Origin of the sequence: Blautia sp. TM10-2 (assembly GCF_003480845.1) — a bacterium.
In the GTDB taxonomy this organism is placed as follows: domain Bacteria; phylum Bacillota; class Clostridia; order Lachnospirales; family Lachnospiraceae; genus Fusicatenibacter; species Fusicatenibacter saccharivorans.
Genome location: NZ_QUJZ01000001.1, coordinates 158,881 through 183,799, shown reverse-complemented (window position 1 = coordinate 183,799; position 24,919 = coordinate 158,881). Strand labels below are relative to the sequence as shown.

Sequence of the window (24,919 nt, the reverse complement as noted above, 5' to 3'; positions counted from 1 at the left end):
AGGAGGACTGCTTTGAAATAGTTCAGGAGGAAGAATAACAATGTACAGTGAAAAAGTAATGGATCATTTCCAGCATCCGAGAAATGTAGGAGAAATTGAGAACGCAAGCGGTGTAGGTACCGTTGGAAATGCAAAATGCGGCGATATCATGAGAATGTATCTTGACATCGACGATAACGGCATCATTCAGGACTGCAAATTCAAAACCTTCGGCTGCGGCGCCGCAGTTGCAACCAGTAGTATGGCAACCGAGCTGGTAAAAGGAAAAACCATCCAGGAAGCTCTGGAAGTAACCAACAAAGCTGTTATGGAAGCACTCGACGGACTTCCGCCGGTCAAAGTTCACTGTTCTCTGCTTGCAGAAGAAGCAATTCACGCTGCACTCTGGGATTACGCAGAGAAACACCACATCAAGATCGAAGGTCTTGCAAAACCGAAGTCTGATATCAGCGAGGGCGAGGAAGAGGAAGAATACTAAGTATGGGAAAAAAGAAAGTAGTCGTTGGAATGTCCGGCGGCGTAGATTCCTCGGTGGCAGCGTATCTCCTGAAAAAAGCAGGATACGATGTCATCGGGGTGACCATGCAGATCTGGCAGGATGAGGCCGAGACAGTCCAGGAGGAAAACGGGGGCTGTTGCGGCCTTTCTGCTGTTGATGATGCAAGGCGCGTGGCACAGGTGCTGGACATTCCGTATTATGTCATGAACTTCAAAAAAGAGTTCCGTGAGAACGTCATGGACTATTTCACGAACGAATATCTCTGCGGCAGAACACCGAACCCGTGTATCGCCTGCAACCGTTATGTGAAATGGGAAGCGTTGCTTCAGCGCAGTCTTTCCATTGGAGCGGACTACATTGCGACTGGACATTATGCAAGAATCGAACAGCTTGCCAATGGACGGTATGCGATTGCAAATTCGGTAACAGCGGCAAAAGACCAGACGTATGCACTGTATAATCTGACCCAGGAGCAGCTTTCGCATACGCTGATGCCGGTCGGAGACTACACAAAAGATCAGATTCGTGAGATTGCAGCAAAAATCGGTCTTCCGGTAGCAAAAAAGAAGGATTCCCAGGAAATCTGCTTCGTGCCGGATCAGGATTACGCTTCCTTTATCCGGAACGAGACAGGAATCGTGGCACCGAAAGGCAATTTCGTGAATACAAAGGGTGAAATCCTCGGTACCCATGAGGGGATTACCCATTACACCGTAGGACAGCGCCGCGGACTCGGCCTTCCGATGGGACACCGCGTGTTCGTACTGGAAATCCGTCCGGAGACGAACGAGGTTGTGGTCGGCGAAAATGAAGAGGTTTTCGCAAAAGTAGTAAAAGCAAACAAAGTAAACTATATGGCAATTCCGCCGCTGGAACTTGGAGAAGAGCTCTCCTGCACCGCAAAAATCCGGTACGGGCACAAAGGCTCCCCGTGCGTGATCAAACGGACCGGGGAAGATGAGATTACCTGTACCTTCCCGGACGGCGTGCGTGCTCCGACACCGGGACAGGCTGTTGTCTTCTACGTGGACGGCTGTGTCGGCGGAGGCGGAACGATTACGGAGGCCGAAAGATGAAAATAGCGGACTGTCATATGCACAGTTTCTTTTCAAGTGACAGCGAAGCACCAACAGAAGAGATGGTAAAACGGGCAGTCGAGCTGGGACTTCCGGCAATCTGCCTGACGGATCACTACGATATGGATTACAGTACCGGCGAGTTCCAGCTCGATACACCGGCATATGCGGCAAAAATCCGGGAACTGCAGGAAAAATACCACGACAGAATCGATATCCGATTCGGCGTGGAACTGGGACTGCAGCTCCACTTAAAAGAACGGATGGAAGAGTATGTAAATGCGTGGCCGTTCGACTATGTGATCGGCTCCATGCATGTCATTGACGGAAAAGACCCCTATTATGAGGATGCTTTCCCGGACTGGACAGCAGAAGAGCTGTACCGGGCGTATTTTCGGGCTACAGCAGAAAATATCCGGTTCTTCCACAATTTCCAGACGCTTGGTCATCTGGATTATGTGGTACGCTACTGCAGAGAAAAGGGAAAAGATTACAGCTACCGCGCATTTGCGGACGAGATCGATACCATTTTAAAAGAGCTGATTCAGTACGATATCGCGCTGGAAATCAACACCGGCGGCTACAAGGCAGGCCTTGGCGTGCCGAATCCGACGCCGGATGTCATCAGAAGATACCGGGAACTGGGCGGCGAAAAGATCACCTTCGGTGCCGATGCCCACAAACCGGAACATATAGCGTTTCATTTCGCGGACGCGGCAGCTATCGCGCAGGAAGCCGGATTCCGGTACTACGTGCGGTTTAAAGAGAAAAAGCCGGAATATCTGCCGATCCAATAGAAAATACGCAGGAAAAGCCGGAAAAAGCCCCAGAAAGGCTGGATTCCGGCTCTTTCTGCAATAGACGGATCTTTCGAAATTTTGCAGAAATACGGATTGGCATCCGGCTTCTTCACAAATTTTAGAAATAATTTCGTATTTTCTTGAAAATAGAACTTGAATTTTCCGACGAAATTAGGTATTATACAGATAAGGTTGATGTTTCTTTAACAAAGTACAGAGACTCAAAATTAAAATTCACTTTTTAGGAGGAATTGAAAATCATGGCAGTAAAAGTAGCAATCAATGGTTTTGGCCGTATCGGACGTCTTGCATTCAGACAGATGTTTGGAGCAGAAGGTTATGAAGTAGTAGCAATCAACGATTTAACATCCCCGAAGATGTTAGCTCATCTGTTAAAATATGACTCTTCTCAGGGAAAATATGCTCTGGCTGATACCGTAACATCCGATGAAGATTCCATCACAGTAGATGGCAAAAACATCAAAATCTATGCTTTCCCGGATGCTAACAACTGCCCATGGGGAGAGCTTGGCGTAGACGTAGTTCTGGAGTGCTCCGGATTCTACACCTCCAAAGCAAAAGCTCAGGCACACATCAATGCAGGCGCTCGTAAAGTAGTTATCTCCGCTCCGGCTGGTAACGACCTTCCGACCATCGTTTACAATGTAAACCATGAGACCCTGACAGCAGACGACAACATCATCTCCGCTGCATCCTGCACCACAAACTGCCTTGCACCTATGGCAAAAGCTCTGAACGAACTGGCTCCGATCAAATCCGGTATCATGGTTACTATCCATGCTTACACTGGAGATCAGATGACTCTGGACGGACCGCAGAGAAAAGGCGATCTGAGAAGATCCCGTGCAGCTGCAGTTAACATCGTTCCAAACAGCACCGGTGCTGCAAAAGCAATCGGCCTTGTTATTCCGGAACTGAACGGCAAACTGATCGGTTCTGCACAGCGTGTTCCAACCCCAACCGGTTCTACCACAATCCTTACAGCAGTTGTAGAAGGAACTGTAACTGTTGACGAGATCAACGCAAAAATGAAAGCATCTGCAACCGAGTCCTTCGGATACAACACAGATGAAATCGTATCCAGCGACATCGTTGGTATGAGATATGGTTCTCTGTTCGATGCAACTCAGACCATGGTTCTTCCGCTGGACAACGGAACAACAGAGGTACAGGTTGTTTCTTGGTATGATAACGAGAACTCCTACACAAGCCAGATGGTTCGTACCATCAAATACTTCAGCGAGTTAGCATAATTTAACAAACTGAACGGCAAAATTTCAGAGCCCAAAGGGTCCGGTCTGTTAAGGACCGGGCCCTTTTTGCGAATGCGGCGGAAAAATACGGCACAAAAACAGCCCTTTTCCGTGTGCAAAAATTATAAACTGCATTTTTAAATAAGGACCGCGATGCCGCAAAAACAAAGAAACGGCGCGGCAGATGCAGTTGGATATATGGAGGGAAACGCCCATGTTAAACAAAAAAACCGTAGATGATATCAACGTAAAAGGAAAAAGAGTCCTTGTAAGATGCGACTTCAACGTTCCGCTGATCGATGGAAAAATCACAGATGAGAACCGTCTGGTAGCTGCTCTTCCGACGATCAAAAAACTGATCGCTGACGGCGGAAAAGTAATTCTCTGCTCTCATCTTGGAAAACCGAAAGGAGAACCAAAACCAGAGCTTTCTCTTGCACCGGTTGCAGTTCGCCTTTCTGAGCTTCTCGGACAGGAAGTTAAATTTGCAGCAGATCCTGAGGTTGTAGGACCGAACGCAAAAGCAGCTGTTGAGGCTATGAAAGACGGAGATGTAATCCTTCTGGAGAACACCCGTTACCGTGCAGAAGAGACCAAAAACGGTGAGGAGTTCAGCAAAGAACTGGCTTCCCTGTGTGACGTATTCGTAAACGATGCATTCGGAACCGCACACCGTGCTCATTGCTCCAATGTTGGTGTTACCAAATATGTTGACACTGCTGTTGTTGGTTACCTGATGGAGAAAGAGATCGCATTCCTTGGAAATGCTGTCAACAATCCGGAGCGTCCGTTTGTTGCCATCCTTGGTGGATCCAAAGTATCCAGCAAGATTTCTGTTATCGACAACCTGATCGATAAAGTTGATGTCCTGATCATCGGCGGTGGTATGGCTTATACCTTCGCAAAAGCAGCAGGCGGCACCGTTGGTGATTCTCTGCTTGAGATGGATTATCTGGATTATGCAAACAAAATGAAAGAAAAAGCAGCAGCAAAAGGCGTGAAACTGCTTCTTCCGGTAGACAACGTTGTTGCAGATGCATTCTCAAACGACGCAAATACACAGGTTGTTCCGGCCGGACAGATTCCGGATGGCTGGGAAGGTCTGGATATCGGACCGGAAACTGCAAAACTGTTCGCTGATGCTGTTAAAACTGCTAAAACCGTTGTATGGAACGGACCGATGGGATGCTTCGAGATGCCGAATTTTGCAGCAGGAACCAAAGCAGTTGCAGCAGCACTGGCTGAAACAGATGCAGTTACGATCATCGGCGGCGGAGATTCCGCAGCAGCTGTAAACCAGCTTGGATATGGCGATAAGATGACTCATATCTCCACTGGCGGCGGCGCTTCCCTGGAGTTCCTGGAAGGAAAAGAACTGCCGGGCGTTGCAGCAGCAAACGACAAATAAGAATTTATATTCAAAACTAAGGAGATCAAACGATCATGGCAAGAAAGAAAATTATCGCCGGAAACTGGAAAATGAACATGACTCCGAGCGAGGCAGTAGAATTAGTCAATACATTAAAACCACTGGTAGCAAATGACGACGTTGACGTTGTTTTCTGCGTACCGGCCATCGATATCATCCCGGTTGTAGAGGCTGCAAAAGGCTCCAACATCCAGATTGGTGCTGAAAATATGTATTTTGAGGAGAAAGGTGCTTTCACAGGCGAAATCTCCCCGGCTATGCTGACAGACGCTGGCGTGAAATACGTTGTACTTGGCCACTCTGAGAGAAGAGAATACTTCGCAGAGACCAGCGAGACCGTAAACAAAAAAATGCTGAAAGCTTTCGAGCACGGCATCACCCCGATCATGTGCTGCGGAGAAACTCTGGAGCAGAGAGAGCAGGGTGTAACGATGGATTTCATCCGTCAGCAGGTAAAGGTTGGATTCCTGAATGTAACAGCAGATCAGGCAAAAACAGCCGTTATCGCTTACGAGCCAATCTGGGCAATCGGAACCGGCAAAACTGCTACAACAGAGCAGGCTGAGGAAGTTTGCAAAGGCATCCGCGAGTGCATCGCTGAAATCTATGATGATGCAACAGCAGCAGCTATCCGTATCCAGTACGGCGGCTCTGTAAACGCAAAAACCGCACCGGAACTGTTCGCACAGGAGAACATCGACGGCGGCCTGGTAGGCGGAGCATCCCTGAAACCAGATTTCGGAGCTATCGTAAACTACAATAAATAATTGATTTTGTACGAAATCAATCAATAAAACGGGCTAAAACGTCACCAAACACGGTGAATTCGGCAGAAATGCTGAAGGTGAGATGTTTGGTGGCGTTTTGCTGTTTTTTATGCAACATATAACCCTTGATTTAGCTATAGAGAGTGCCAGTTTGTGCAAAAAGAAATCACTTCGTTTCTGTGTTTTGAAGCGGAGTGATTTTTTGCGCGGATTGAAAAATTCACGTTTTCGTGATATGCTTGTTTTATATCTGTCGACCAGCCGTCCAGAGAGTTTCTGGAAGAAGTAATCAAGGATTATAACAAAATGTTCCATACGAACTACGATACCTCAAGTGATAAATTCCAGAATTATTATAAAGATGTGTCGCTTCGCATGAAGAATAAGGAATTGGACATTCTGATCGTAGTCAATATGTTTCTTACCGGTTTTGATGCGACGACTATGAATACGCTGTGGGTAGATAAAAATCTGAAAATGCACGGACTGATACAGGCGTTTTTCCGTACAAACCGTATTCTGAATTCTATCAAGACCTTTGGAAATATTGTATGTTTCAGAAATCTGCAGAAGCGAGTAGATAGTGCCATTTCCTTGTTTGGGGATAAGAATGCCGGGGGCCTTGTTTTGCTGCAGAGCTTTAAGGATTACTATTACGGATATGAATCCGTAGATGGTAAGCCAATGCCAGGGTATGTGGATCTGATGGAGGAATTGAATCATAAGTTTCCGCTGTCAGAACCGCAGATTGTCGGAGAGCAGAACCAGAAGGATTTTATTGCTTTGTTTGGTGCTATTCTTCGTATGAGAAACCTTCTGCTTTCCTTTGACGAATTTAAGGGGAATGAGCTGATTTCTGAGCGCAATTTGCAAGACTACCTTGGACGTTATCAGGATTTGCGTGACGAGTGGAAACGGAAACGCCGGGAAAGTACGGATATTACAGATGATGTGGTGTTTGAAATTGAATTGATCCGGCAGGTAGAAATCAACATTGATTATATTCTGATGCTTGTAAAGAAGTATCATGATACCCACTGTGAAGATAAGGAAGTGCTGATAACCATCAATAAAGCGATTGATGCCAGCCCGGAGCTGCGCAGCAAGAAACAGCTTATTGAAACCTTTATTGCAGGAATCAATGATGTGGACGATGTTATGGATGAGTGGCATGAATTTGTTGTGGAACAGCGTGATTATGATCTTAATGTAATTATTGCGGAAGAAAAATTGAAGCCGAAAGACACACGAAAGTTCATAGAGAATGCGTTTCGGGACGGAGAGATCAAAACAGCGGGAACGGATATAGATAAAATCATGCCGCCAATTTCTCGTTTTGGTGGTGGCGGAAGAGCCAAGAAAAAACAGAGAGTCATTGAAAAACTGAAAACGTTTTTTGAAAAATATTTCGGTATCGGTGGTTCGTATTCCTTTAATGAGCCAGAGCATAAAGCCGTGACATACGATCTGAGCGATCAGGAAACAGTGTTGATGGCGGCAGAATCTGAAGCACCATACGGAAAATAGTCATAAATGAATGGAACCACATTGGAAGCAAAAAGCAAAATAATAGAGTCATCATGGACAAAACTTAATCATGGAGGTGATCGGATGACAATAGAAGAAATCCTTGCTGGAGAATCCAAGAACGTTGAATTCAAAGTACAACGTCCAGACAAGAGCATGAAATATATGAAAACGGTTGTTGCTTTCGCTAACGGAAAAGGTGGGAGGATTATATTTGGTATTGACGATAAAACAAGAGAAGTTGTTGGCATTCCGGAGGATAAAGTTTTTCGGGAGATTGATGCGATTACGAATGCTATTTCTGACAGTTGTGAACCTACAATTATCCCGGATGTTTATTTGCAAAATATAAATGATAAACCTGTAATTGTTGCAGAAATCAGGACGGGACGTCGGAAACCATATTATATTAAGGCAGAGGGGCTGGAGAATGGCGTATATATTCGAGTTTCTGGAACAACACGCCCTGCTGACCGTGATATGTCAAGAGAATTATATTATGAATGCGATGCCCGCTCTTTTGATTCAATAATCCGCAGAGATATAGAAGTGACCGATGAAGATATTAAAAGTCTCTGTGAACAAATGAAGGAAGTTGCTATTGCCAACTGCAAATCCAATCTTCAGCGATCAGCAGTTAAAGATGTAACGAAAAATGTTTTGCTCAGTTGGGGAATTTTGAAAAAAGATGAGAATGAAAAAATCTATCCGACAAATGCGTATATTTATTTAACGGGACAAGGTGGACTCCGTTCCATGATACAGTGCGCTGTGTTTAAGGGAACGACGCGAGCTGTCTTTTTGGATCGACGTAATTATGAAGGACCGCTTTGGAAGCAAGTAGAGGAAGCGGTGCAGTTTGTCCTTAGAAATATTCGTATGGGATGTCGGCTGGAAGGAGTATATCGACAGGATATTTATGAACTGCCGCCGGATAGTATCCGTGAGTTGATCGTTAATGCAGTTATGAATTGCAGTTACATTCAGAATTCTAATATTCAGGTGGCAATTTATGATGATCGCTTGGAGATCACATCTCCTGGTGGACTGCTTCCTGGCGTAACGATTGAGTTGATGAAGGAAGGATTTTCAAAAATCCGAAATCGTTCGCTTGCCAATGCTTTTGCCTATATGAACCTTGTGGAAGCATGGGGAAGTGGTATTCCGAAACTTATGCAGGCTATGCAGGAATACGGATTGCGTGAACCGGAATTTATTGATATGGAAGTAGCTTTCCGCATCAATCTTTATCGCGGCCAGAATGAGGTCATTGAGGTCAAAAATCGAGATCATGACCTCAATCATGGGTCAAATGATCTCAATCGTGAGCCCGATAATCTCAATCATGAGCCTGTTGACCTCGATCGAGATCCCAATGACCCCAATCATGATCCCAAAGATGACCTTGAAATTCAATTGTCAGAAATGATTTATAAAAATCCGAAACTGACTCAGAAAGAATTAGCAAAAGCGCTTGCAGTTTCTACGGCAACGATTAAGCGTATGCTTACAAAAATGCAGCATGAAGGTAAAGTTATCCGTGAGGGGTCTAATCGAAAAGGAAAATGGATATTGACGGATAAAATGAAATAGGATTGATGATTTGATTGGAAAAGGCAAATGAATTTACCGGCTTTTTTAAGAAAATCAGACGAACTTACAGAACAGTTATCAAAGAAACAAGTGATTGCTGTTATGTCGACATATCACAAAAGATATCCTAGACGGAGTGCGTTCATATATGAATTAATAGAATTTGGATATGTGAAATGAACGATTCTGAACTTTTCTTGTGTCCGGGAGCGGCTTTTTCGCACTTGCGGACATCTCCCACATGTGATATGATGGGAACGACAAAAGTGTCGGAAAAACCGCATGATAGAGGGAAAAAACGCGGCAAATCAGACGACGCGAAAGAAAGCATAAAGGAGAATATGATTATGGCAAGAGAAATCATTAATACAGAAAAAGCACCGGCAGCAATCGGACCTTATGTACAGGCGGTCGCAGACAACGGCCTTTTATTTATTTCCGGACAGCTTGGCTTTGATGTAGAGCATGGCAGCGTGATCCCGGAAACCGTAGAAGAGCAGGCAACCCTCTCTTTAAAGAATCTGGACGCAATCATGACAGCAGCAGGAACTGACCGCACGAAAGTGATGAAAACAACCATTTTCCTGACCGATATGAACGATTTTGCCAAGGTAAATGAAGTATACGGTGCTTTCTTTGGTGAGTCCAAACCGGCTCGTTCCTGTGTAGCAGTTGCCGCTCTTCCGAAAGCAGCAAAAGTGGAAATTGAATGCATCGTATCCCTGAAATAAGAGAGATGAGTATGGCAGAGGAAAGAGTAATTAAAATCGGAATGCTGGGTCTTGGTACTGTCGGTACCGGTGTGTATAAAGTGCTGAAAAGCCAGCAGGAGGAAATGCTTCCGAAGCTGGGAGCACGTGTAGAGCTGAAAAAAATTCTTGTGCGCAATGTGGAAAAAGCAGCTGCAAAGGTTGACGATCCCTCCATCATTACCACCAGCTTCGAGGAGATTGCCAATGACCCGGAAATCGAGATTGTTGTTGAGGTTATGGGTGGAAAACAGCCGGCCATGAATTACATTCTTGCCTGCCTGGATGCTGGAAAGAATGTTGTAACGGCAAATAAAGATCTGGTGGCATCCGAGGGCAAAAAAATCCTTGCAACAGCAAAGAGAAACGGAAAAGATTTTCTCTATGAGGCATCCGTGGCGGGAGGAATTCCGATCATCCGTCCGGTGAAACAGTGCCTTGCCGCCAATCATATCACAGAGCTGATGGGTATTTTCAACGGTACCACAAATTTCATTCTCACAAAAATGTCGCAGGAAGGCATGGAGTTTGGTGATGCGCTCCGTCTGGCGCAGGACATGGGCTATGCAGAAGCAGACCCGACCGCAGATGTGGAAGGTCTTGATGCCGGCCGCAAGGTAGCAATCCTGGCTTCGGCAGCGTTCAACTCCAGAGTGACATTTGAAGATGTTTACACCGAAGGCATTACCAAAATCACGGCGACCGATATCGAGTACGCAAAAGAGATGGGATGCACGATCAAGCTGCTCGGCGTGGCAAAAGATACCCCGGAAGGAATCGAAGCCCGCGTTCATCCGATGCTGATCGACAGCAATCATCCGCTTGCGACTGTCAATGATTCCTACAATGCCGTATTCCTGACAGGCGATGCCGTACAGGATACGATGTTTTACGGACGAGGTGCCGGAGAGCTTCCGACTGCGAGTGCCGTTGTGGGCGATATTTTCGATGTTGTGCGCAATATTTTATGGAACTGCTGCGGCAGAATCGGCTGCACATGCTACCGGGAATGCCCGATCAAGCGTGTCGGCGAAATTAAGTCGAAATATTTTGTACGCATGCAGATTGAAAATCGGTATGGAACGCTGGCATCGGTAGCTTCTGTCTTTGGAAACAACAAGGTTTCGATTGCACAGATGCTTCAGAAACGTGTCAATGGAAAATACGCCGAGATCGTCGTCATTACGGACGAGGTCAAAGAGCGCCATTTTGAGGATGCCATGCAGATTTTAGGCGGAATGTCGATGATCCAGGAGATTTCTTCGACAATCCGGGTATACTAACAAAATGTAACAATTCAGAGCCATGCGAAATGGAAGAAAAATCGCGAATCCTGCTTGCATGAAGGAGCGCTTTTTCTGGAGTTTCATATGGCGAAAAGCAACATCGAGATGCAGCGTAAGCGGAATCGAGACGGGGCTCTGGATTGTTACCCAAAATTTAAGTAAAGAAGGGAATTCACAATGAGTAAAAAACCAACCGTATTAATGATTCTTGACGGATATGGACTGAATGACAAATGCGAGCATAACGCTGTCTGCGAAGCGAAAACTCCGATTATGGACCAGCTGATGAGCCAGTGCCCGTACGTAAAAGGACAGGCCAGCGGACTTGCTGTAGGTCTTCCAGACGGACAGATGGGTAACTCTGAGGTAGGCCATCTGAACATGGGCGCAGGCCGCGTTGTATATCAGGAGCTGACCAGAATCACGAAAGCAATCCAGGACGGCGATTTCTTCGAGAATGAAGAGCTGGTAAAGGCTGTTGAAAATGCAAAAGCAAATAATTCCGCACTGCACCTGTTCGGACTTCTCTCTGACGGCGGTGTTCACAGCCACATCACCCACGTATTCGGACTTCTGGAGCTGGCAAAACGTAAGGGTCTCGAGAAAGTTTATGTACACTGCTTCCTGGATGGCCGTGACACTCCTCCGGCATCCGGAAAATCTTATGTAGAGCAGCTGCAGGCAAAAATGGATGAGATCGGTGTCGGCGAAATCGGCGTAATCTCCGGCCGTTACTATGCAATGGACCGTGATAACCGCTGGGATCGTGTCGAGCTGGCTTACAAAGCGCTGACAAAAGGGGAAGGCGTAGAAGGAACTGATGCGGCAGAGGCTGTTCAGGCTTCCTATGATGCTGAAAAAACTGATGAGTTCGTTCTGCCGACCGTTCTGAAAAAAGACGGAAAACCGGTTGCAACGATTCAGGATAAAGATTCTGTGATTTTCTTCAACTTCCGCCCGGACCGTGCAAGAGAGCTGACAAGAGCATTCTGTGCAGATGAGTTCACCGGATTTGAGAGAGAAAAACGTCTGGATCTGACCTACGTATGCTTCACGGAATACGATGAGACTATCCCGAACAAATCCGTTGCATTCAAAAAAGAAGAGATCACCAACACCTTCGGTGAGTATCTGGCAGCACATAACATGACTCAGGCACGTATTGCTGAGACCGAGAAATATGCACATGTAACCTTCTTCTTCAATGGCGGCGTTGAGGAGCCAAATAAAGGTGAGGATAGAATCCTTGTAAAATCCCCGAAGGTTGCTACTTATGACCTGAAGCCGGAGATGAGTGCTTACGAAGTATGCGACAAGCTGACGGATGCTATTCGTTCCCAGAAATATGATGTTATCATCATCAACTTTGCAAATCCGGATATGGTTGGCCATACCGGTGTTGAGAGCGCAGCAATCCAGGCAGTTGAGGCTGTTGATGAGTGCGTAGGCAAGGCAGTTGATGCATTAAAAGAGGTTGACGGACAGATGTTCATCTGTGCGGACCACGGAAATGCAGAGCAGCTTGTAGACTATGAGACCGGCGAGCCATACACCGCTCATACTACCAATCCGGTTCCGTTCATTCTGGTTAATGCAGACCCATCCTACACGTTAAGAGAGGGCGGATGCCTGGCAGACATCGCACCGACCCTGATCGAGCTGATGGGAATGGAGCAGCCAAAAGAAATGACAGGAAAATCCCTGCTGATTAAGAAATAAAGAGAAATCGTGAAAATGTCCCTGCCGGATTCGTTTTGAAACGGGTTCGGCAGGGATATTTTATTATAATAATCTGAAAATAAAAATAATTACGCAATAAGAGACGGAATAAAAATGAAAAACAGATAAAAAATCAAAATAAAGTGTTGACAAACGGTGAGAAAACTGATATAGTAAAGTCAACAAAAGAAAACGGAAGAAAAAAACAGAAAGAGAGGACGGACCACCGAGAACATAACGAATTACCCCATAAACTAAGAAAGCGAAGGTATGGACCCAAGAAAACGTAACGAAGTACCCCAAAGCGAAACAAAAGAACAAAAAAAGAAAGGATTCAGTCCAATGCACAGTTCTAACTTATGAAAGCCATCCGAAAATGGAAAAATCGGATGGCTTTCATATTGCGTTTTTTTATGTTTGAAAAGAATAAGGACTGGAAAAAAGAGGTTTCGACAGAGAGAGCAACATATTTTTCCCATAGCACGGTCATACTGTGAACGCAGAGAAGAAACTTGGTTACTGTTCACTTTGCAGCAAAACAGGAGGGAAAACTATGTTTCGATATTTACCAATTCGAAGCGTGACAGGAAGAGAAATTCTGGATTCGCGCGGAAATCCGACCGTAGAGGTGGAAGTGGCCGTCGGGGAGGGGATTCTCGGGCTGGAAGGCCATATGGGGCGTGCCCAGGTGCCGTCCGGGGCATCGACAGGAAAATTTGAGGCACTGGAAAAAAGAGATCAGGAAGTGCGCTATCTGGGGCAGGGCGTGAGAAAGGCTGTAGAAGCGGTCAATACCGTGCTGGCCGATGCCGTTGTCGGCGAGAATGCGCTCGAGCAGGAGCGGATTGACCATATCCTGTGCCAGGCAGACGGAACCGAAACGAAAGAAAACCTCGGGGCAAACGCCATTCTCGGTGTCTCACTTGCTGTGGCGCGCGCGGCGGCAAATGCGCTTCATCTGCCGCTGTACCAGTACCTGGGCGGCTGCCACACAAGCCGTATGCCCGTGCCGATGATGAATATTTTAAACGGCGGCCGTCATGCCGACAACACCGTCGATCTGCAGGAATTTATGATTATGCCGTGCGGCGCTCCCTCATTCCGGGAGGGTCTTTCCATGTGCGCGGAGATTTACCATACGCTGAAGCAGCTCCTGAAGGAGAAGGGATACTCGACTTCTGTCGGCGATGAGGGCGGCTTTGCGCCGGATTTAAAGGATTCCGATGAAGCACTGCAGCTCATTGTCAATGCGGTCCAGAAAGCCGGCTATGCGCCCGGAAACGACGTGATGATCGCGATCGATGCGGCGGCAAGCGAGCTCTACGAGGAGAGCAGGAACGTCTACTACTTTCCCGGGGAATCCCGTCAGTGCGGAAAGACAGTATTTCGGGATACCGCAGAAATGGTTGCCTACTATGAGGAACTGATCGAAAAATACCCGATCGTATCCATCGAAGACGGGCTGTGCGAGGACGATTTCGAAGGCTGGAAACAGATGACGGAAGCGCTCGGGAACAGAGTACAGCTGGTCGGGGATGATCTGTTTGTGACGAATGTAAGAAGGCTTTCCTGCGGCATTGCACTTGGCACGGCAAATGCGGTTCTGATCAAGGTAAACCAGATCGGAACGCTCTCTGAGGCGCTGGATGCGGTGGAGATGGCGCAGAGAGCAGGGTACCGCGCCGTCATTTCCCACCGGTCCGGAGAGACAGAGGATGATTTTCTGGCAGACCTTGCCGTCGCGACAGGCGCCGGCCAGATCAAAACCGGAGCACCGTGCCGGTCGGAGCGGAATGCGAAATACAATGAGCTTCTCCGCATCGAGGAACGCCTCGGTGAGGAAGCGAAATACCGGAATCCGTTCCCGCAAAAGGGAACCGGCGTAAGAGAATGGTGAAAAACGGCGTAAAATAGGCAAATAACAGTTGAAATCGTTCTTCCGCTATGGTAAAATAATATAAGTTGGCCGTAGGAGGTGTAATTGTGGAAATTTTAAGAACGATTTTGACAGTCATTTATGTCATTGATTGTATTGCTTTAACCGTTGTTGTATTGATGCAGGAAGGAAAACAGCAGGGTCTCGGTGCTATCGCAGGTATCTCAGACACTTACTGGGGAAGAAACAAAAGCCGTTCTGCAGAAGGAACTCTGATCCGTGCAACAAAAATCATGGCAGTTCTGTTTGTTGTACTGTCGGTTGTATTAAACATGAATTTTTAGCAAAGTAAAGACATCCTTATTCCCACGAGAAGGCGTAAGGGTGTCTTTTTCTACAAAGAGGAGATAATAGATGAAAGATAATAAGAAGAAAAAAGATCGGAGGAAATATCCGCAGGGCAGCGCGGCGTCCCATGCAGGACAGAACAGCGGGAACCATGGCGGTCATGCGGGCCATCCGCGTTCCAGAAGTTCGAAACTGCTGAAAAACCGCAAGACGCTGCTCATGGATCTCGTAAGCTCGAAAAACTATGAGCCGATGCGTCTGAAAGACATTGCCATGCTGCTGCAGGTGCCGAAAGCAAAACGGTCGGAGCTTGCGGAGGTTATGGAAATCCTGATAAAAGAAGGAAAAATCGATGTGATCTCCGACGGCCGTTACCAGAAGAGCCGCGGTGCATCCACAACGACGGAAAAACGGGAAAAAAGAGACCGCCGCGCCGGAGAGCAGGGCAGAAGAGGACGCGATGACCGATTCCGCAGAAAGAATGGAAAGGACGGCGACACAGAGAAGAAGCCGCGTATCCAGACTGTCGATATCCAGGCAGTCGTGGACGCTTACCAGATCCCGGAGGAGTTCCCGGCACGCGTGATCACACAGGCAGAAAAATGCCCGGAGGAAGTAATTCCAAACGATTACAACGGCCGCCTCGATCTAAAAAGCTGGCAGATGGTGACAATCGACGGCGAGGATGCCAAAGACCTCGATGACGCCGTATCCGTCACAAAAGCGGGCGATACGTGGACGCTTGGCGTTCATATCGCTGATGTCAGCAACTATGTGCAGGAAAATTCCGCCCTCGACCGTGAGGCGTTAAAGCGCGGCACCAGTGTCTATCTGCCGGACCGCGTCATTCCGATGCTGCCGAAGCGTCTGTCAAACGGCATCTGTTCCCTGAATGAAGGACAGGAGCGCCTGGCACTCTCCTGTATTATGACGATCAACGAGAAAGGCCGCATGATCGGCCATCAGATCGCTGAGACGGTGATCCGCGTGGACCGCCGCATGACCTACACCGCCGTCAATGCAATCCTGACCGAGCCGGAAGCACATCCGGAGCTGCTGGAGGAATATCATGAGCTGGTTCCGATGTTCCGCCAGATGCAGGAACTGTCTGCACTGATCCGGAGCTGTCGGAAAGAACGCGGAGCAATTGATTTTGAATTCCCGGAGAGCAAAGTAATTCTTGATGCAGAAGGGACGCCGGTGGAGATCCGCCCGTATCCGTCGAACGTGGCAACACGGATGATCGAGGACTTCATGCTGATGGCGAACGAGACCGTGGCAGAGGAATACTGCACACGCGAAATCCCGTTCTTATACCGGACGCATGACAAGCCGGACGGAGACCGCATGGAGGCAACGCTGACGCTGATCCGTGAACAGGGCATCAAAGTCGAAAAGCGTTCCCATGAGATTACGCCGGGTGAGGTGCAGAAGATTCTCACCAGCATCGAGGGAACCCCGGAAGAGCCGCTGATCAGCCGCCTGCTGCTCCGGTCGATGGCAAGAGCCATTTATACCCCGGAATGCAGCGGCCACTTCGGACTGGCAGCGTCATATTACTGCCATTTTACCTCACCAATCCGCCGTTACCCGGATCTGCAGATCCACCGCATTATCAAGGATGATCTGCGGGGACGTCTCGACAAGGGCGGCAGAATCGGCAAATATTCGTCCATTTTGCAGCATGTGGCGGAGCAGTCGAGTGCGATGGAGCAGCGTGCTGCAGAGGCAGAAAGAGAGGCTGTGAAGCTGAAGAAAGCCGAATATATGCTGGAGCATGTCGGCGAAGAGTACGACGGCGTCATTTCCGGCGTGACCGGATGGGGCTTCTATGTGGAGCTGCAAAATACCGTTGAGGGACTCGTTCACATCATGACACTGAAAGACGATTATTATAATTTTGATGAAGAAAATTACCGTCTGGTCGGAGAGCAGCACGGAAGAGTATTCCGCCTTGGTGAGCCGGTGCGTGTCCGTGTACGAAACGCCGAGCCTGCCAACCGGACAATCGATTTTACGTATGTAGAAAAAGAAACCGAGACAGAATAAATCCCTGGAGGAAAAAGCTATGGCAAAACAAAAAGGAAATCGAATGATTGCCAACAATAAAAAGGCATATCATGACTATTTTATCGAGGATAAATACGAGGCCGGCATCTCCCTTGCCGGTACCGAGGTAAAATCCCTCCGCATGGGAAAATGCAGCATCAAGGAATCCTTCATCCGCATTGAGCGTGATGAGGTATTCATCTACGGCATGCACATCAGTCCGTACGAGAAGGGCAACATATTCAATAAAGACCCGCTGCGCATCCGGAAACTGCTGCTACACGACTATGAGATCCGCAAACTTGAGGCGCAGATCAAGGAAAAAGGCTACACGCTCGTTCCGCTGCAGGTGTATTTTAAAGGCAGCCTCGTAAAAGTCGAGATCGGTCTGGCACGCGGTAAAAAACTGTATGATAAACGGCAGGATATCGCAAAGAAGGATCAGAGACGTGAGGCGGAGAGAGATTTCAAAGTTAAAAATCTGTATTAAAAATCCTTGACAAAAAGTATGGGGAAAGACTATAATACAATATACGGCAGTTGAAAGAGAGTTTTCACTGCACCGGGACGATCTGTTTGCGTCCCCGTATCAAAGAAAAGCGTCTGTAGAACCAGCACGGGCTTGTACTGGTTTCGACGGGGGTTTTGAAGTTTGGGAAGCCATTCGTGGACTCCGGGACCGCGTCATCAACCTGGAACCTAAATTTAAACGCAGACGATAATTACGTAGCGTACGCTGCCTAAGTGCGGCGTTGTCAGCTGAATAGTTTTCCGCGGCTATTCTCCTGGCATCAAACAGATGCGGAGCACTTCGTTTCCAAAGCTTTGCGGAGATGGAAGATTTTATGAAGCTACCGAAGCGGCAAGCCTGTCATCCGGCGTGCCGATGGGGGAACCTTTAATAGAATGACTGTAATGGGAGATGCCTGAATGAATAGGCTTTCGGACAGGGGTTCGATTCCCCTCAGGTCCATACCTGAAAAACCGCTAAAATCCAGTGTTTTAGCGGTTTTTTTGTACATTTTGGGTAGAAAAAACAGGGCAAAAATAGCGTTTTAGACCGTTTCAGACCGAAAAAAATGGGGTCAAAATCGCGGTCGAAAATTAAGGGGAAAAGGAAAAATTTTCCATAAAAAAGTCGATTTTCTGATAGAAAAATGAAAAGGGGAGCAGATATGCAGTTACTAATCAAACAACGTGTATTTTCCTGGTCAGACACGTATGATATCTATGACGAGCAGGGGAACCAAAAGTATTTTGTGAAAAATGAATTTATCTCGCTGGGACACCGTCTGCATGTGTACGATGCGGCGCATAATGAAATTGGGTTTATCAAACAGAAATTATTTTGCTTTCTTCCGACTTTCGAAATTGAATGGAACGGGCAGTTAATGGGACATATCGAAAAACGTTTTGCACTGTTCCGTCCCAAATACGATGTAGATTTCATGGGATGGCGTGCAGAAGGTGACTTCATGGGATGGGATTACGATGTATATGAAGCCTGCAGTGCAGTCGTCCACGTACATAAAAAACTTCTGAGCTGGGGTGACACGTATGTCATCGAGTATGATAATCCGAGCAATGAAATTCCGGCATTATTACTGGTGCTGGCGATCGATGCGGCAAACTGTTCACAAAATAATGGATAGCTGGCAGTGTCTGGAATGGCGGCAGGGGAGCTGGCAAGGCTCTCGTTTATGCCGTTTGGAGCAAGCGTAATTGGATAAAAAAGCATATGGAAAAAATTGAGTTACTGGAAGACAGAATGACAAAAGCATCACAGATGTGATGTAGTACTGGAATAAAGTGAAAATGGGAAGGATAAAACAAAAGAGATGGAGTTAGGAAATTTTCAGAAACCGGTAGAGTCAGATGAAATCCGAAAAATGGCATCAGACATCACCGGAGAATCGGTAAAAGCAGTTTCCCGCATCTGCGAGCAGTGGGGCGAGGCGGAAGATGAAGTGCGGGAGTACGATGTGTATGTGATCGAGACAGATGCAGGAAAATATACACTGAAGAAAACCGGCAGCAAAGAAGCGCAGATTTATGCGCAGTATCTGTCAAAAGGAGAGTTTCACGTACCGCAGTATGTCGGCATGCGGCAGGCAGAGGATGCGGACTGGATCTGCATGAAGTATGTAGAAGGAAACGACATGCGGGATATGACGGACGAGACAACAGAAAAAGCGGCAGAAACCTTAAGTAAAATTCAGTCGTATTTCTGGACACCGTCGATGGACAAAGCGCCGGAAAATGAAGTGGAGCAGAGATTTGTCGAATACTGGAAACGCGTTCTGCGCCGAGCATCGTCCGTAGCGGATGATCCAATTCTGCGGAAAGCGTATCAGATGTTCCTGGACCGCCAGCTGACTTGTCCATGTACGGTGTCAAACGGTGATTTCCTGCAGTGGAATGTGATCTATGACGGCGAAAATGTTGTCATGATTGACTGGGGATTTGGTGGAATGATGCCGTATTCTCTGGACATTGCAAGATTCCTGGCACATGCGACCGAGACACGGAGTGCTTTCCCGTTCTACATGAACAATGCACAGAAAGAGCTGTTTCTGGATCGGATGTATGAAGCGTTAAAGACAAAGATTTCACGCGAACAGTTCAATCTGGATGTGAAGCTGGCCACGCTGAATGAGTATATCGAGTTTGTGGAAGCAGAAGAGGACGAAGACGGCTGGTATCTGGAGCATGCACAGGCGCTGGCAGAGGAACTTCTCAATTTGTAAAAAAACGGATTGCATTTATCTGTAAGTTGTCCTATAATAGGGAACAGAAAATAAAAAGAAAGAGCACCATTGGTGTAAAGGTGAGGGAATGTTTCTGCGATAATCGACTTTAAGAAAAACACAAAGAACGGACAGCCTGGAAAACAGGCCTGTTTTTCGTGTACGCTTAAAGACGAGAATCGCTGAATCATTTCCCTTTTTTATGAGAATAGAACAGGGATATTTTTTTGCGGGTCTGTTTTGCGTACGCAGGACAGGCTCGTTTTGCGTAAAAAAGCAGAAAAGAGGCTGCCGGAGCAAAGGGGGCTTCTGTATGATGCAGATAAAAAAATTAACACTGACACATAAAAAAGATCTGCGAGTGATTCTCGAAGATTTTCAGCTTGTACTGAATGACGGTGATAAGGCCGTTATCATTGGAGAGGAGGGAAACGGAAAATCGACGCTGCTGAAGTGGATGTACGATCCCGCACTGACGGAAGATTACATCGAATCCACAGGCGAGCGCATCATCGGAAAGGAGCGGCTTGGATATCTGCCGCAGGAACTTCCGGAGGCGGAGAAAACGAAGACGGTGTATGAGTATTTCTATGAAAAAGAAAAGTTCTGGGATCAGACACCGAAGGATCTGGCGGTGCTGGCAAGAAAATTTGGTCTGACGGAAGAGTTTTTCTATCGGGATCAGCAGATGAGTGAGCTTTCCGGCGGCGAGAAGGTGAAAGCGCAGATGATGCGTCTTCTCATGGAGGATGTCACGGTCCTTCTGCTGGATGAGCCGTCAAATGATATTGATCTTGCGACACTGGAACTTCTGGAGAAACTGATCCGCGAATGGGAGCATATTGTTGTTTTTATTTCGCACGATGAAACGCTGATTGAAAACACGGCAAATATGGTCATTCATATTGAACAGATTGTGCGGAAGACAAAATCGAGATACACGGTTGCGAAACTTCCCTATCGGACGTATGTAGAGGAGCGCCTGCAGAATTTCGAGCGCCAGGAACAGAAGGCGCAGAGTGACAGGAGAGAGAAAGCGCTGCGCGATGAGAAATACCGAAAGGTATACCAGAGCGTGCAGAACGCCTTGAACAACTGTTCCCGTCAGGCACCGTCCGTGGCGAAAAATCTGAAGGACAAAATGCATACCGTAAAGGCGATGAACCGCAGATTTGAAAAAGAAGATGCCCGCATGACAGAAATGCCGGAGCAGGAGGAAGCGATTTACTTCCAGCTTGGAGGAGCAGAGGCAACCATGCCCGCCGGGAAAACGGTCATCGAATATCAGCTTCCGAAACTGGAAACGCCGGATGGGGAGCGGGTTTTGGCGGAAAATATCACCTTAAAGATAAGAGGACCGGAAAAAATATGCATTGTCGGCCCGAACGGGGCAGGCAAGACAACACTGCTGAAAAAGATTGCGGCAGAGCTGAAAGAACGGGAGGATCTCCGCGTAGATTATATGCCGCAGAATTATGAGGATCAGCTGGATCTTTCCATGACGCCGGTCGATTTTCTGGATTCCACCGGGGAGAAGAGTGAGAGGACGAAGATTCGGACGTATCTCGGATCGCTGAAGTACACGGCAGACGAGATGGATCACCCCATCCGCGAACTGTCCGGCGGCCAGAAGGCAAAAGTATTGCTTCTGAAAATGAGCCTTGGCAATGCCAATGTGCTGATTCTGGATGAACCAACCCGAAACTTTTCACCCTTATCGGGACCGGTCATAAGAAAAATGCTCCGCGAATTTCCAGGCGCCATCATCAGCATTTCGCATGACAGGAAGTATATCGGAGAGGTGTGCGGGAAGGAGTATCTGCTGGAAAAAGACGGACTCAGACTGATCAGAGAAGAAAAATAAAAATATTCGATAACGAAAAATACGACGGTGGCTGGCCGTCGTATTTTTCCGTAGAGAGATTATGTTTGTCTTAAGAGAAGGTTTCGCAGCAGATTCTGTTCCGGTGAAGTCGGGAAAAATGTTGATTTTATATTGAATTAAGTCGGGAAAAATGTTAAATTAGGGTAAGAATAACACAGGAAAAATGTGAAATAATAAAAAAGAGAAATGGAGGAAGATCAGCATGCGTCGATTTGCAATGGATAAACTATTAGACTGGAAGAAAAAAAGTAACAGAAAACCACTGATTTTAATGGGAGCCCGGCAGGTTGGTAAAACGTGGTTAATGAAAGAATTTGGTAAGACATATTATGAAAAAACCGCCTACATTTCTTTTTACAATAATCAGAGAATGCAGGCGGTTTTCGATACGGATTTCGATATAAAACGTATTATTATGAACCTCAATATTGAATCAGGTGTAGCGATTACCCCAGAGAATACATTGATTGTTCTGGATGAAATTCAAAATGCACCGAAAGCGTTGGAATCTTTGAAATATTTTTGCGAAGAAGCACCGGAATATCATGTAATAGCAGCAGGTTCACTTCTTGGCGTGGCGCTTCATGAGGGAATATCCTATCCGGTGGGAAAAGTAGATTTACTGGATTTATATCCATTCAATTTTAGAGAATTCCTGTGCGCTATGGACGAAGAAGGGCTGGAAAGTGCATTGGAAACAAAGGATTACAATTTAATTGACAATTTTGCGGATAAATATTTGTTCTGGTTAAAAAATTATTATTATACAGGAGGCATGCCAGCAGTTGTGGATGCATTTCGGCTGAACAAAGATTATGCAGAAGTACGACAGATACAGAGTGATATTGTACGGCAGTATGAGGGTGATTTTGGAAAGCATATTGAAGCAAAAGTTCTCCCAAGAATACGAATGGTATGGGATTCTATTCCGAGGCAGCTGGCGAAGGAGAATAAAAAATTTTTCTTTGGACAGATAAAGAAAGGAGCCAGAAGCAGCGAATTTGAAATAGCAATTCAGTGGCTTCTGGATTGTGGATTAGTATATAAAGTCAACCGGGTAAATGAGCCTCATATGCCGCTGAAGGCGTATAAAAATATGAATGCATATAAATTATTCGTACTGGATGTAGGACTGCTCGGAGCAATGAGTGAACTGCCAGCAGAATCCATATTGGAGGGTAACGATATTTTTGTTGAATTTAAAGGCGCGCTTACAGAACAGTACGTTCTGCAGCAGTTGATTTCAGATACCCCTTATACGCCATATTATTATGGAAATGAAAAAGCAACTTTCGAGCAGGATTTTCTGATTCAGAAGGCAAAGAGTATTGTGCCGATTGAAGTAAAGGCGGAACAGAACATTCGATCCCATAGTCTTAAAACATATTGCGAAAAATTCCAGCCGGAAGAAGCAGTTCGATTTTCAACATTGAAGTATAAAGAGCAGGAGCGGATGGTAAATATGCCATTATACGCTGTTTGCAACTTATAAATTAAAACAGCTATAAATCCCACGAAAGAAGGTGATCCCCATGCCATTTAAAATCATCCGAAACGACATCACAAAAGTTCATGCCGATGCGATCGTCAACACAGCCAACCCTTAGCCAATTTACGTGAAAACGTATCAGAGGGGCGGTTACTTTAATCAAAGCCAGACGTTCCACCCGTTTTACCAGCCGGAGAAGATCAAAAAGGAAGAACTGGACAAAATTCTCGAAGCCGACAGTATCGCTGATGACAGCACAATCCAGAATGCTTTTTACGATGCCCCGACAGTTGTCTATCTGTTTGCACCGTATACCTACCCAAACGACGCACAGGACTGCTGCGTTGCAAAATCATTTACGATCAGGCAGAATAAACCGAAAAATCCCGGGGAAATATGTGAACTTCCGGGGTTCATTTTGGATGGAAATATTCTTGCAATTTTACAACGCAGTTATTATAATAAAGACAAGTTCTGCGGTAAACTCATTTTTCGCAGAAAACGCCAGAAGCGGAGGCTGACGTTCAAAAAACAAAAAAGGAGCGTAAGAGAAATGGCAAAAATTTTAATTAGCCCTTCTAAATATTTACAGGGCGCAGGGGAAATGAAAAACATCGGAACATATGCGGCAAAATACGGAAAGAAAGCACTGGTTCTGATCAGCCAGGGAGGCTACAGACGGATCGGAGCAATGATCGAAGAAAGCTTTGCGGGAAGCGACTGCGACGTTGTTTTTGATTATTTCAACGGCGAGTGCTGTGAGAGTGAGATCAACCGTCTGGTTGCTATCGTGAAAGAAAAAGGCTGTGATCTGGTTATCGGTGTCGGCGGCGGCAAAATTTTTGATACCGCAAAAGCAGTTGCCTACTACGCAGAAACACCAGTATTCATCTGCCCGACCATTGCATCGACCGATGCACCGTGCAGCGCACTGTCTGTTGTATACACAGAAGAGGGTGTATTCGAGAGATACCTCTTCCTTCCGGCAAACCCGAACCTGGTTCTGATGGACACTGACATCATCGTAAAATCTCCAGTCCGCCTGACCGTAGCCGGAATGGGTGATGCACTTGCCACCTATTTTGAAGCAAGAGCCTGCCAGAGAAGCGGAGCTACTTCCTGCGCCGGTGGAAAAACAACCGAGGCAGCGATGGCACTCGCGAAACTCTGCTTTGACACTCTGATGGAAGAAGGTGTAAAAGCCAAAATCGCTCTTGAAGCCGGCGTATGCACCCCGGCAGTCGAGAAAGTCATCGAGGCCAACACCCTCCTTTCCGGAATCGGTTTTGAAAGCGCAGGCCTCGCAGGAGCCCACGCCATCCACAACGGCTTCACCGTACTCGAAGAGTGCCATCATATGTACCACGGTGAAAAAGTAGCCTTCGGAACCCTGACTCAGCTCGTCCTGGAAAACGTACCGCTCGATGAACTCGAAGACATCATCTTATGGTGCATCGAAGTCGGTCTCCCAGTCACCTTGGCTGAACTCGGTGCCGGAAACGTAACCGACGACCAGCTCATGGAAGTAGCCAAAACCGCATGCGCAGAGACCGACACCCTCCACAATATGCCATTCGAAGTAACCCCGGAGACCGTCTTCGCCGCCATTAAAGCAGCCGACGCCTACGGTAGATACTATCTCGACGAAGAAGAATAACCCGTATGAAAAAAGATCTCCTGTCAACCCCAGGAGATCTTTTTTCATACCCAAATTTAATCAATACAAAAAATAGAAGTTTCCAACTCCCTTCCTATATGTTAAAATAAACTCACCCCATTTCACAGAAAAAACATAAACCCATGTTA

General features: G+C 46.7%; 20 protein-coding genes and 1 other RNA gene. All 21 read left to right on the top strand.

Annotation, left to right across the window (positions count from 1 at the left end; translation table 11 throughout):
• The first annotated feature begins 40 nt into the window (after window positions 1-40).
• The 21 genes from nifU (at window position 41) to DXD92_RS00860 (ending at window position 24,770) form a co-directional block, all read left to right on the top strand.
• On the top strand, window positions 41-478 hold the full coding sequence (nifU, locus tag DXD92_RS00965) for a Fe-S cluster assembly scaffold protein NifU (RefSeq protein WP_022463327.1): 438 nt from the start codon (window positions 41-43) through the stop codon (window positions 476-478).
• A 2-nt stretch (window positions 479-480) separates the two neighbouring features.
• Window positions 481-1,575, top strand: coding sequence for a tRNA 2-thiouridine(34) synthase MnmA (mnmA, locus tag DXD92_RS00960; protein WP_117509091.1), 1,095 nt, complete (start codon window positions 481-483; stop codon window positions 1,573-1,575).
• The gene (locus DXD92_RS00955) at window positions 1,572-2,372 is read left to right on the top strand and encodes a histidinol-phosphatase HisJ family protein (protein WP_022463325.1); all 801 of its coding nucleotides are present in this window, start codon (window positions 1,572-1,574) and stop codon (window positions 2,370-2,372) included. The genes mnmA and DXD92_RS00955 overlap by 4 nt, the downstream gene beginning before the upstream one ends.
• Window positions 2,373-2,635: 263 nt before the next feature.
• Window positions 2,636-3,649 (top strand): type I glyceraldehyde-3-phosphate dehydrogenase, encoded by a 1,014-nt coding sequence (gene gap / locus DXD92_RS00950; RefSeq protein ID WP_022463324.1) that lies wholly within the window; start codon window positions 2,636-2,638, stop codon window positions 3,647-3,649.
• 214 nt (window positions 3,650-3,863) lie between these two features.
• Window positions 3,864-5,057 (top strand): phosphoglycerate kinase, encoded by a 1,194-nt coding sequence (locus DXD92_RS00945; RefSeq protein ID WP_022463323.1) that lies wholly within the window; start codon window positions 3,864-3,866, stop codon window positions 5,055-5,057.
• 35 nt (window positions 5,058-5,092) lie between these two features.
• The gene (gene tpiA / locus DXD92_RS00940; protein ID WP_022463322.1) at window positions 5,093-5,845 is read left to right on the top strand and encodes a triose-phosphate isomerase; all 753 of its coding nucleotides are present in this window, start codon (window positions 5,093-5,095) and stop codon (window positions 5,843-5,845) included.
• A 246-nt stretch (window positions 5,846-6,091) separates the two neighbouring features.
• The gene (locus tag DXD92_RS00935) at window positions 6,092-7,372 is read left to right on the top strand and encodes a type I restriction endonuclease subunit R, EcoR124 family (protein WP_442859502.1); all 1,281 of its coding nucleotides are present in this window, start codon (window positions 6,092-6,094) and stop codon (window positions 7,370-7,372) included.
• A gap of 84 nt (window positions 7,373-7,456) precedes the next feature.
• Window positions 7,457-8,965: an ATP-binding protein gene (locus tag DXD92_RS00930; RefSeq protein ID WP_117814072.1), complete on the top strand. Its 1,509-nt coding sequence runs from the start codon at window positions 7,457-7,459 to the stop codon at window positions 8,963-8,965.
• Between the two features lie 347 nt (window positions 8,966-9,312).
• Window positions 9,313-9,696 carry a RidA family protein gene (locus DXD92_RS00925; RefSeq protein ID WP_055218381.1) on the top strand — a complete coding sequence of 128 codons (384 nt, stop codon included), beginning with the start codon at window positions 9,313-9,315 and terminating at the stop codon, window positions 9,694-9,696.
• Between the two features lie 11 nt (window positions 9,697-9,707).
• Window positions 9,708-10,997: a homoserine dehydrogenase gene (locus DXD92_RS00920; protein WP_055267016.1), complete on the top strand. Its 1,290-nt coding sequence runs from the start codon at window positions 9,708-9,710 to the stop codon at window positions 10,995-10,997.
• A 180-nt stretch (window positions 10,998-11,177) separates the two neighbouring features.
• Window positions 11,178-12,719, top strand: a complete 1,542-nt coding sequence (gene gpmI, locus DXD92_RS00915) for a 2,3-bisphosphoglycerate-independent phosphoglycerate mutase (RefSeq protein ID WP_022463319.1) — start codon at window positions 11,178-11,180, stop codon at window positions 12,717-12,719.
• Window positions 12,720-13,272: 553 nt separating this feature from the next.
• Window positions 13,273-14,616, top strand: a complete 1,344-nt coding sequence (eno, locus tag DXD92_RS00910) for a phosphopyruvate hydratase (RefSeq protein ID WP_022463318.1) — start codon at window positions 13,273-13,275, stop codon at window positions 14,614-14,616.
• Between the two features lie 86 nt (window positions 14,617-14,702).
• Window positions 14,703-14,939, top strand: a complete 237-nt coding sequence (gene secG, locus DXD92_RS00905; RefSeq protein WP_117760392.1) for a preprotein translocase subunit SecG — start codon at window positions 14,703-14,705, stop codon at window positions 14,937-14,939.
• Window positions 14,940-15,162: 223 nt separating this feature from the next.
• Window positions 15,163-16,992 carry a ribonuclease R gene (gene rnr, locus DXD92_RS00900; protein ID WP_442859501.1) on the top strand — a complete coding sequence of 610 codons (1,830 nt, stop codon included), beginning with the start codon at window positions 15,163-15,165 and terminating at the stop codon, window positions 16,990-16,992.
• Window positions 16,993-17,011: 19 nt separating this feature from the next.
• On the top strand, window positions 17,012-17,482 hold the full coding sequence (gene smpB / locus DXD92_RS00895; RefSeq protein WP_022463315.1) for an SsrA-binding protein SmpB: 471 nt from the start codon (window positions 17,012-17,014) through the stop codon (window positions 17,480-17,482).
• Between the two features lie 128 nt (window positions 17,483-17,610).
• Window positions 17,611-17,968, top strand: a transfer-messenger RNA (tmRNA) gene (gene ssrA / locus DXD92_RS00890).
• 199 nt (window positions 17,969-18,167) lie between these two features.
• Window positions 18,168-18,644 carry an LURP-one-related/scramblase family protein gene (locus DXD92_RS00885; protein ID WP_022463307.1) on the top strand — a complete coding sequence of 159 codons (477 nt, stop codon included), beginning with the start codon at window positions 18,168-18,170 and terminating at the stop codon, window positions 18,642-18,644.
• 186 nt (window positions 18,645-18,830) lie between these two features.
• The gene (locus tag DXD92_RS00880) at window positions 18,831-19,739 is read left to right on the top strand and encodes an aminoglycoside phosphotransferase family protein (RefSeq protein WP_118639915.1); all 909 of its coding nucleotides are present in this window, start codon (window positions 18,831-18,833) and stop codon (window positions 19,737-19,739) included.
• 313 nt (window positions 19,740-20,052) lie between these two features.
• Window positions 20,053-21,603, top strand: coding sequence for an ATP-binding cassette domain-containing protein (locus tag DXD92_RS00875; protein WP_118639914.1), 1,551 nt, complete (start codon window positions 20,053-20,055; stop codon window positions 21,601-21,603).
• 223 nt (window positions 21,604-21,826) lie between these two features.
• A complete protein-coding gene (locus tag DXD92_RS00870) occupies window positions 21,827-23,116 on the top strand; it encodes an ATP-binding protein (protein WP_118639913.1) in 1,290 nt (429 codons plus the stop codon).
• Window positions 23,117-23,666: 550 nt separating this feature from the next.
• Complete coding sequence (locus DXD92_RS00860) at window positions 23,667-24,770, top strand: glycerol dehydrogenase (protein WP_118639949.1); 1,104 nt, start codon at window positions 23,667-23,669, stop codon at window positions 24,768-24,770.
• Window positions 24,771-24,919: the final 149 nt, after the last annotated feature.

Excerpts from the sequence above, each read along its gene's own strand:
- gpmI (WP_022463319.1), top strand. The coding sequence starts at position 11,178 with ATGAGTAAAAAACCAACCGTATTAATGATTCTTGACGGATATGGACTG.
- DXD92_RS00860 (WP_118639949.1), top strand. The coding sequence starts at position 23,667 with ATGGCAAAAATTTTAATTAGCCCTTCTAAATATTTACAGGGCGCAGGG.
- tpiA (WP_022463322.1), top strand. The coding sequence starts at position 5,093 with ATGGCAAGAAAGAAAATTATCGCCGGAAACTGGAAAATGAACATGACT.
- mnmA (WP_117509091.1), top strand. The coding sequence starts at position 481 with ATGGGAAAAAAGAAAGTAGTCGTTGGAATGTCCGGCGGCGTAGATTCC.
- DXD92_RS00870 (WP_118639913.1), top strand. The coding sequence starts at position 21,827 with ATGCGTCGATTTGCAATGGATAAACTATTAGACTGGAAGAAAAAAAGT.
- nifU (WP_022463327.1), top strand. The coding sequence starts at position 41 with ATGTACAGTGAAAAAGTAATGGATCATTTCCAGCATCCGAGAAATGTA.
- eno (WP_022463318.1), top strand. The coding sequence starts at position 13,273 with ATGTTTCGATATTTACCAATTCGAAGCGTGACAGGAAGAGAAATTCTG.
- DXD92_RS00925 (WP_055218381.1), top strand. The coding sequence starts at position 9,313 with ATGGCAAGAGAAATCATTAATACAGAAAAAGCACCGGCAGCAATCGGA.
- DXD92_RS00885 (WP_022463307.1), top strand. The coding sequence starts at position 18,168 with ATGCAGTTACTAATCAAACAACGTGTATTTTCCTGGTCAGACACGTAT.
- gap (WP_022463324.1), top strand. The coding sequence starts at position 2,636 with ATGGCAGTAAAAGTAGCAATCAATGGTTTTGGCCGTATCGGACGTCTT.
- DXD92_RS00955 (WP_022463325.1), top strand. The coding sequence starts at position 1,572 with ATGAAAATAGCGGACTGTCATATGCACAGTTTCTTTTCAAGTGACAGC.
- rnr (WP_442859501.1), top strand. The coding sequence starts at position 15,163 with ATGGATCTCGTAAGCTCGAAAAACTATGAGCCGATGCGTCTGAAAGAC.
- DXD92_RS00875 (WP_118639914.1), top strand. The coding sequence starts at position 20,053 with ATGATGCAGATAAAAAAATTAACACTGACACATAAAAAAGATCTGCGA.
- DXD92_RS00945 (WP_022463323.1), top strand. The coding sequence starts at position 3,864 with ATGTTAAACAAAAAAACCGTAGATGATATCAACGTAAAAGGAAAAAGA.
- DXD92_RS00930 (WP_117814072.1), top strand. The coding sequence starts at position 7,457 with ATGACAATAGAAGAAATCCTTGCTGGAGAATCCAAGAACGTTGAATTC.
- DXD92_RS00880 (WP_118639915.1), top strand. The coding sequence starts at position 18,831 with ATGGAGTTAGGAAATTTTCAGAAACCGGTAGAGTCAGATGAAATCCGA.
- DXD92_RS00920 (WP_055267016.1), top strand. The coding sequence starts at position 9,708 with ATGGCAGAGGAAAGAGTAATTAAAATCGGAATGCTGGGTCTTGGTACT.
- smpB (WP_022463315.1), top strand. The coding sequence starts at position 17,012 with ATGGCAAAACAAAAAGGAAATCGAATGATTGCCAACAATAAAAAGGCA.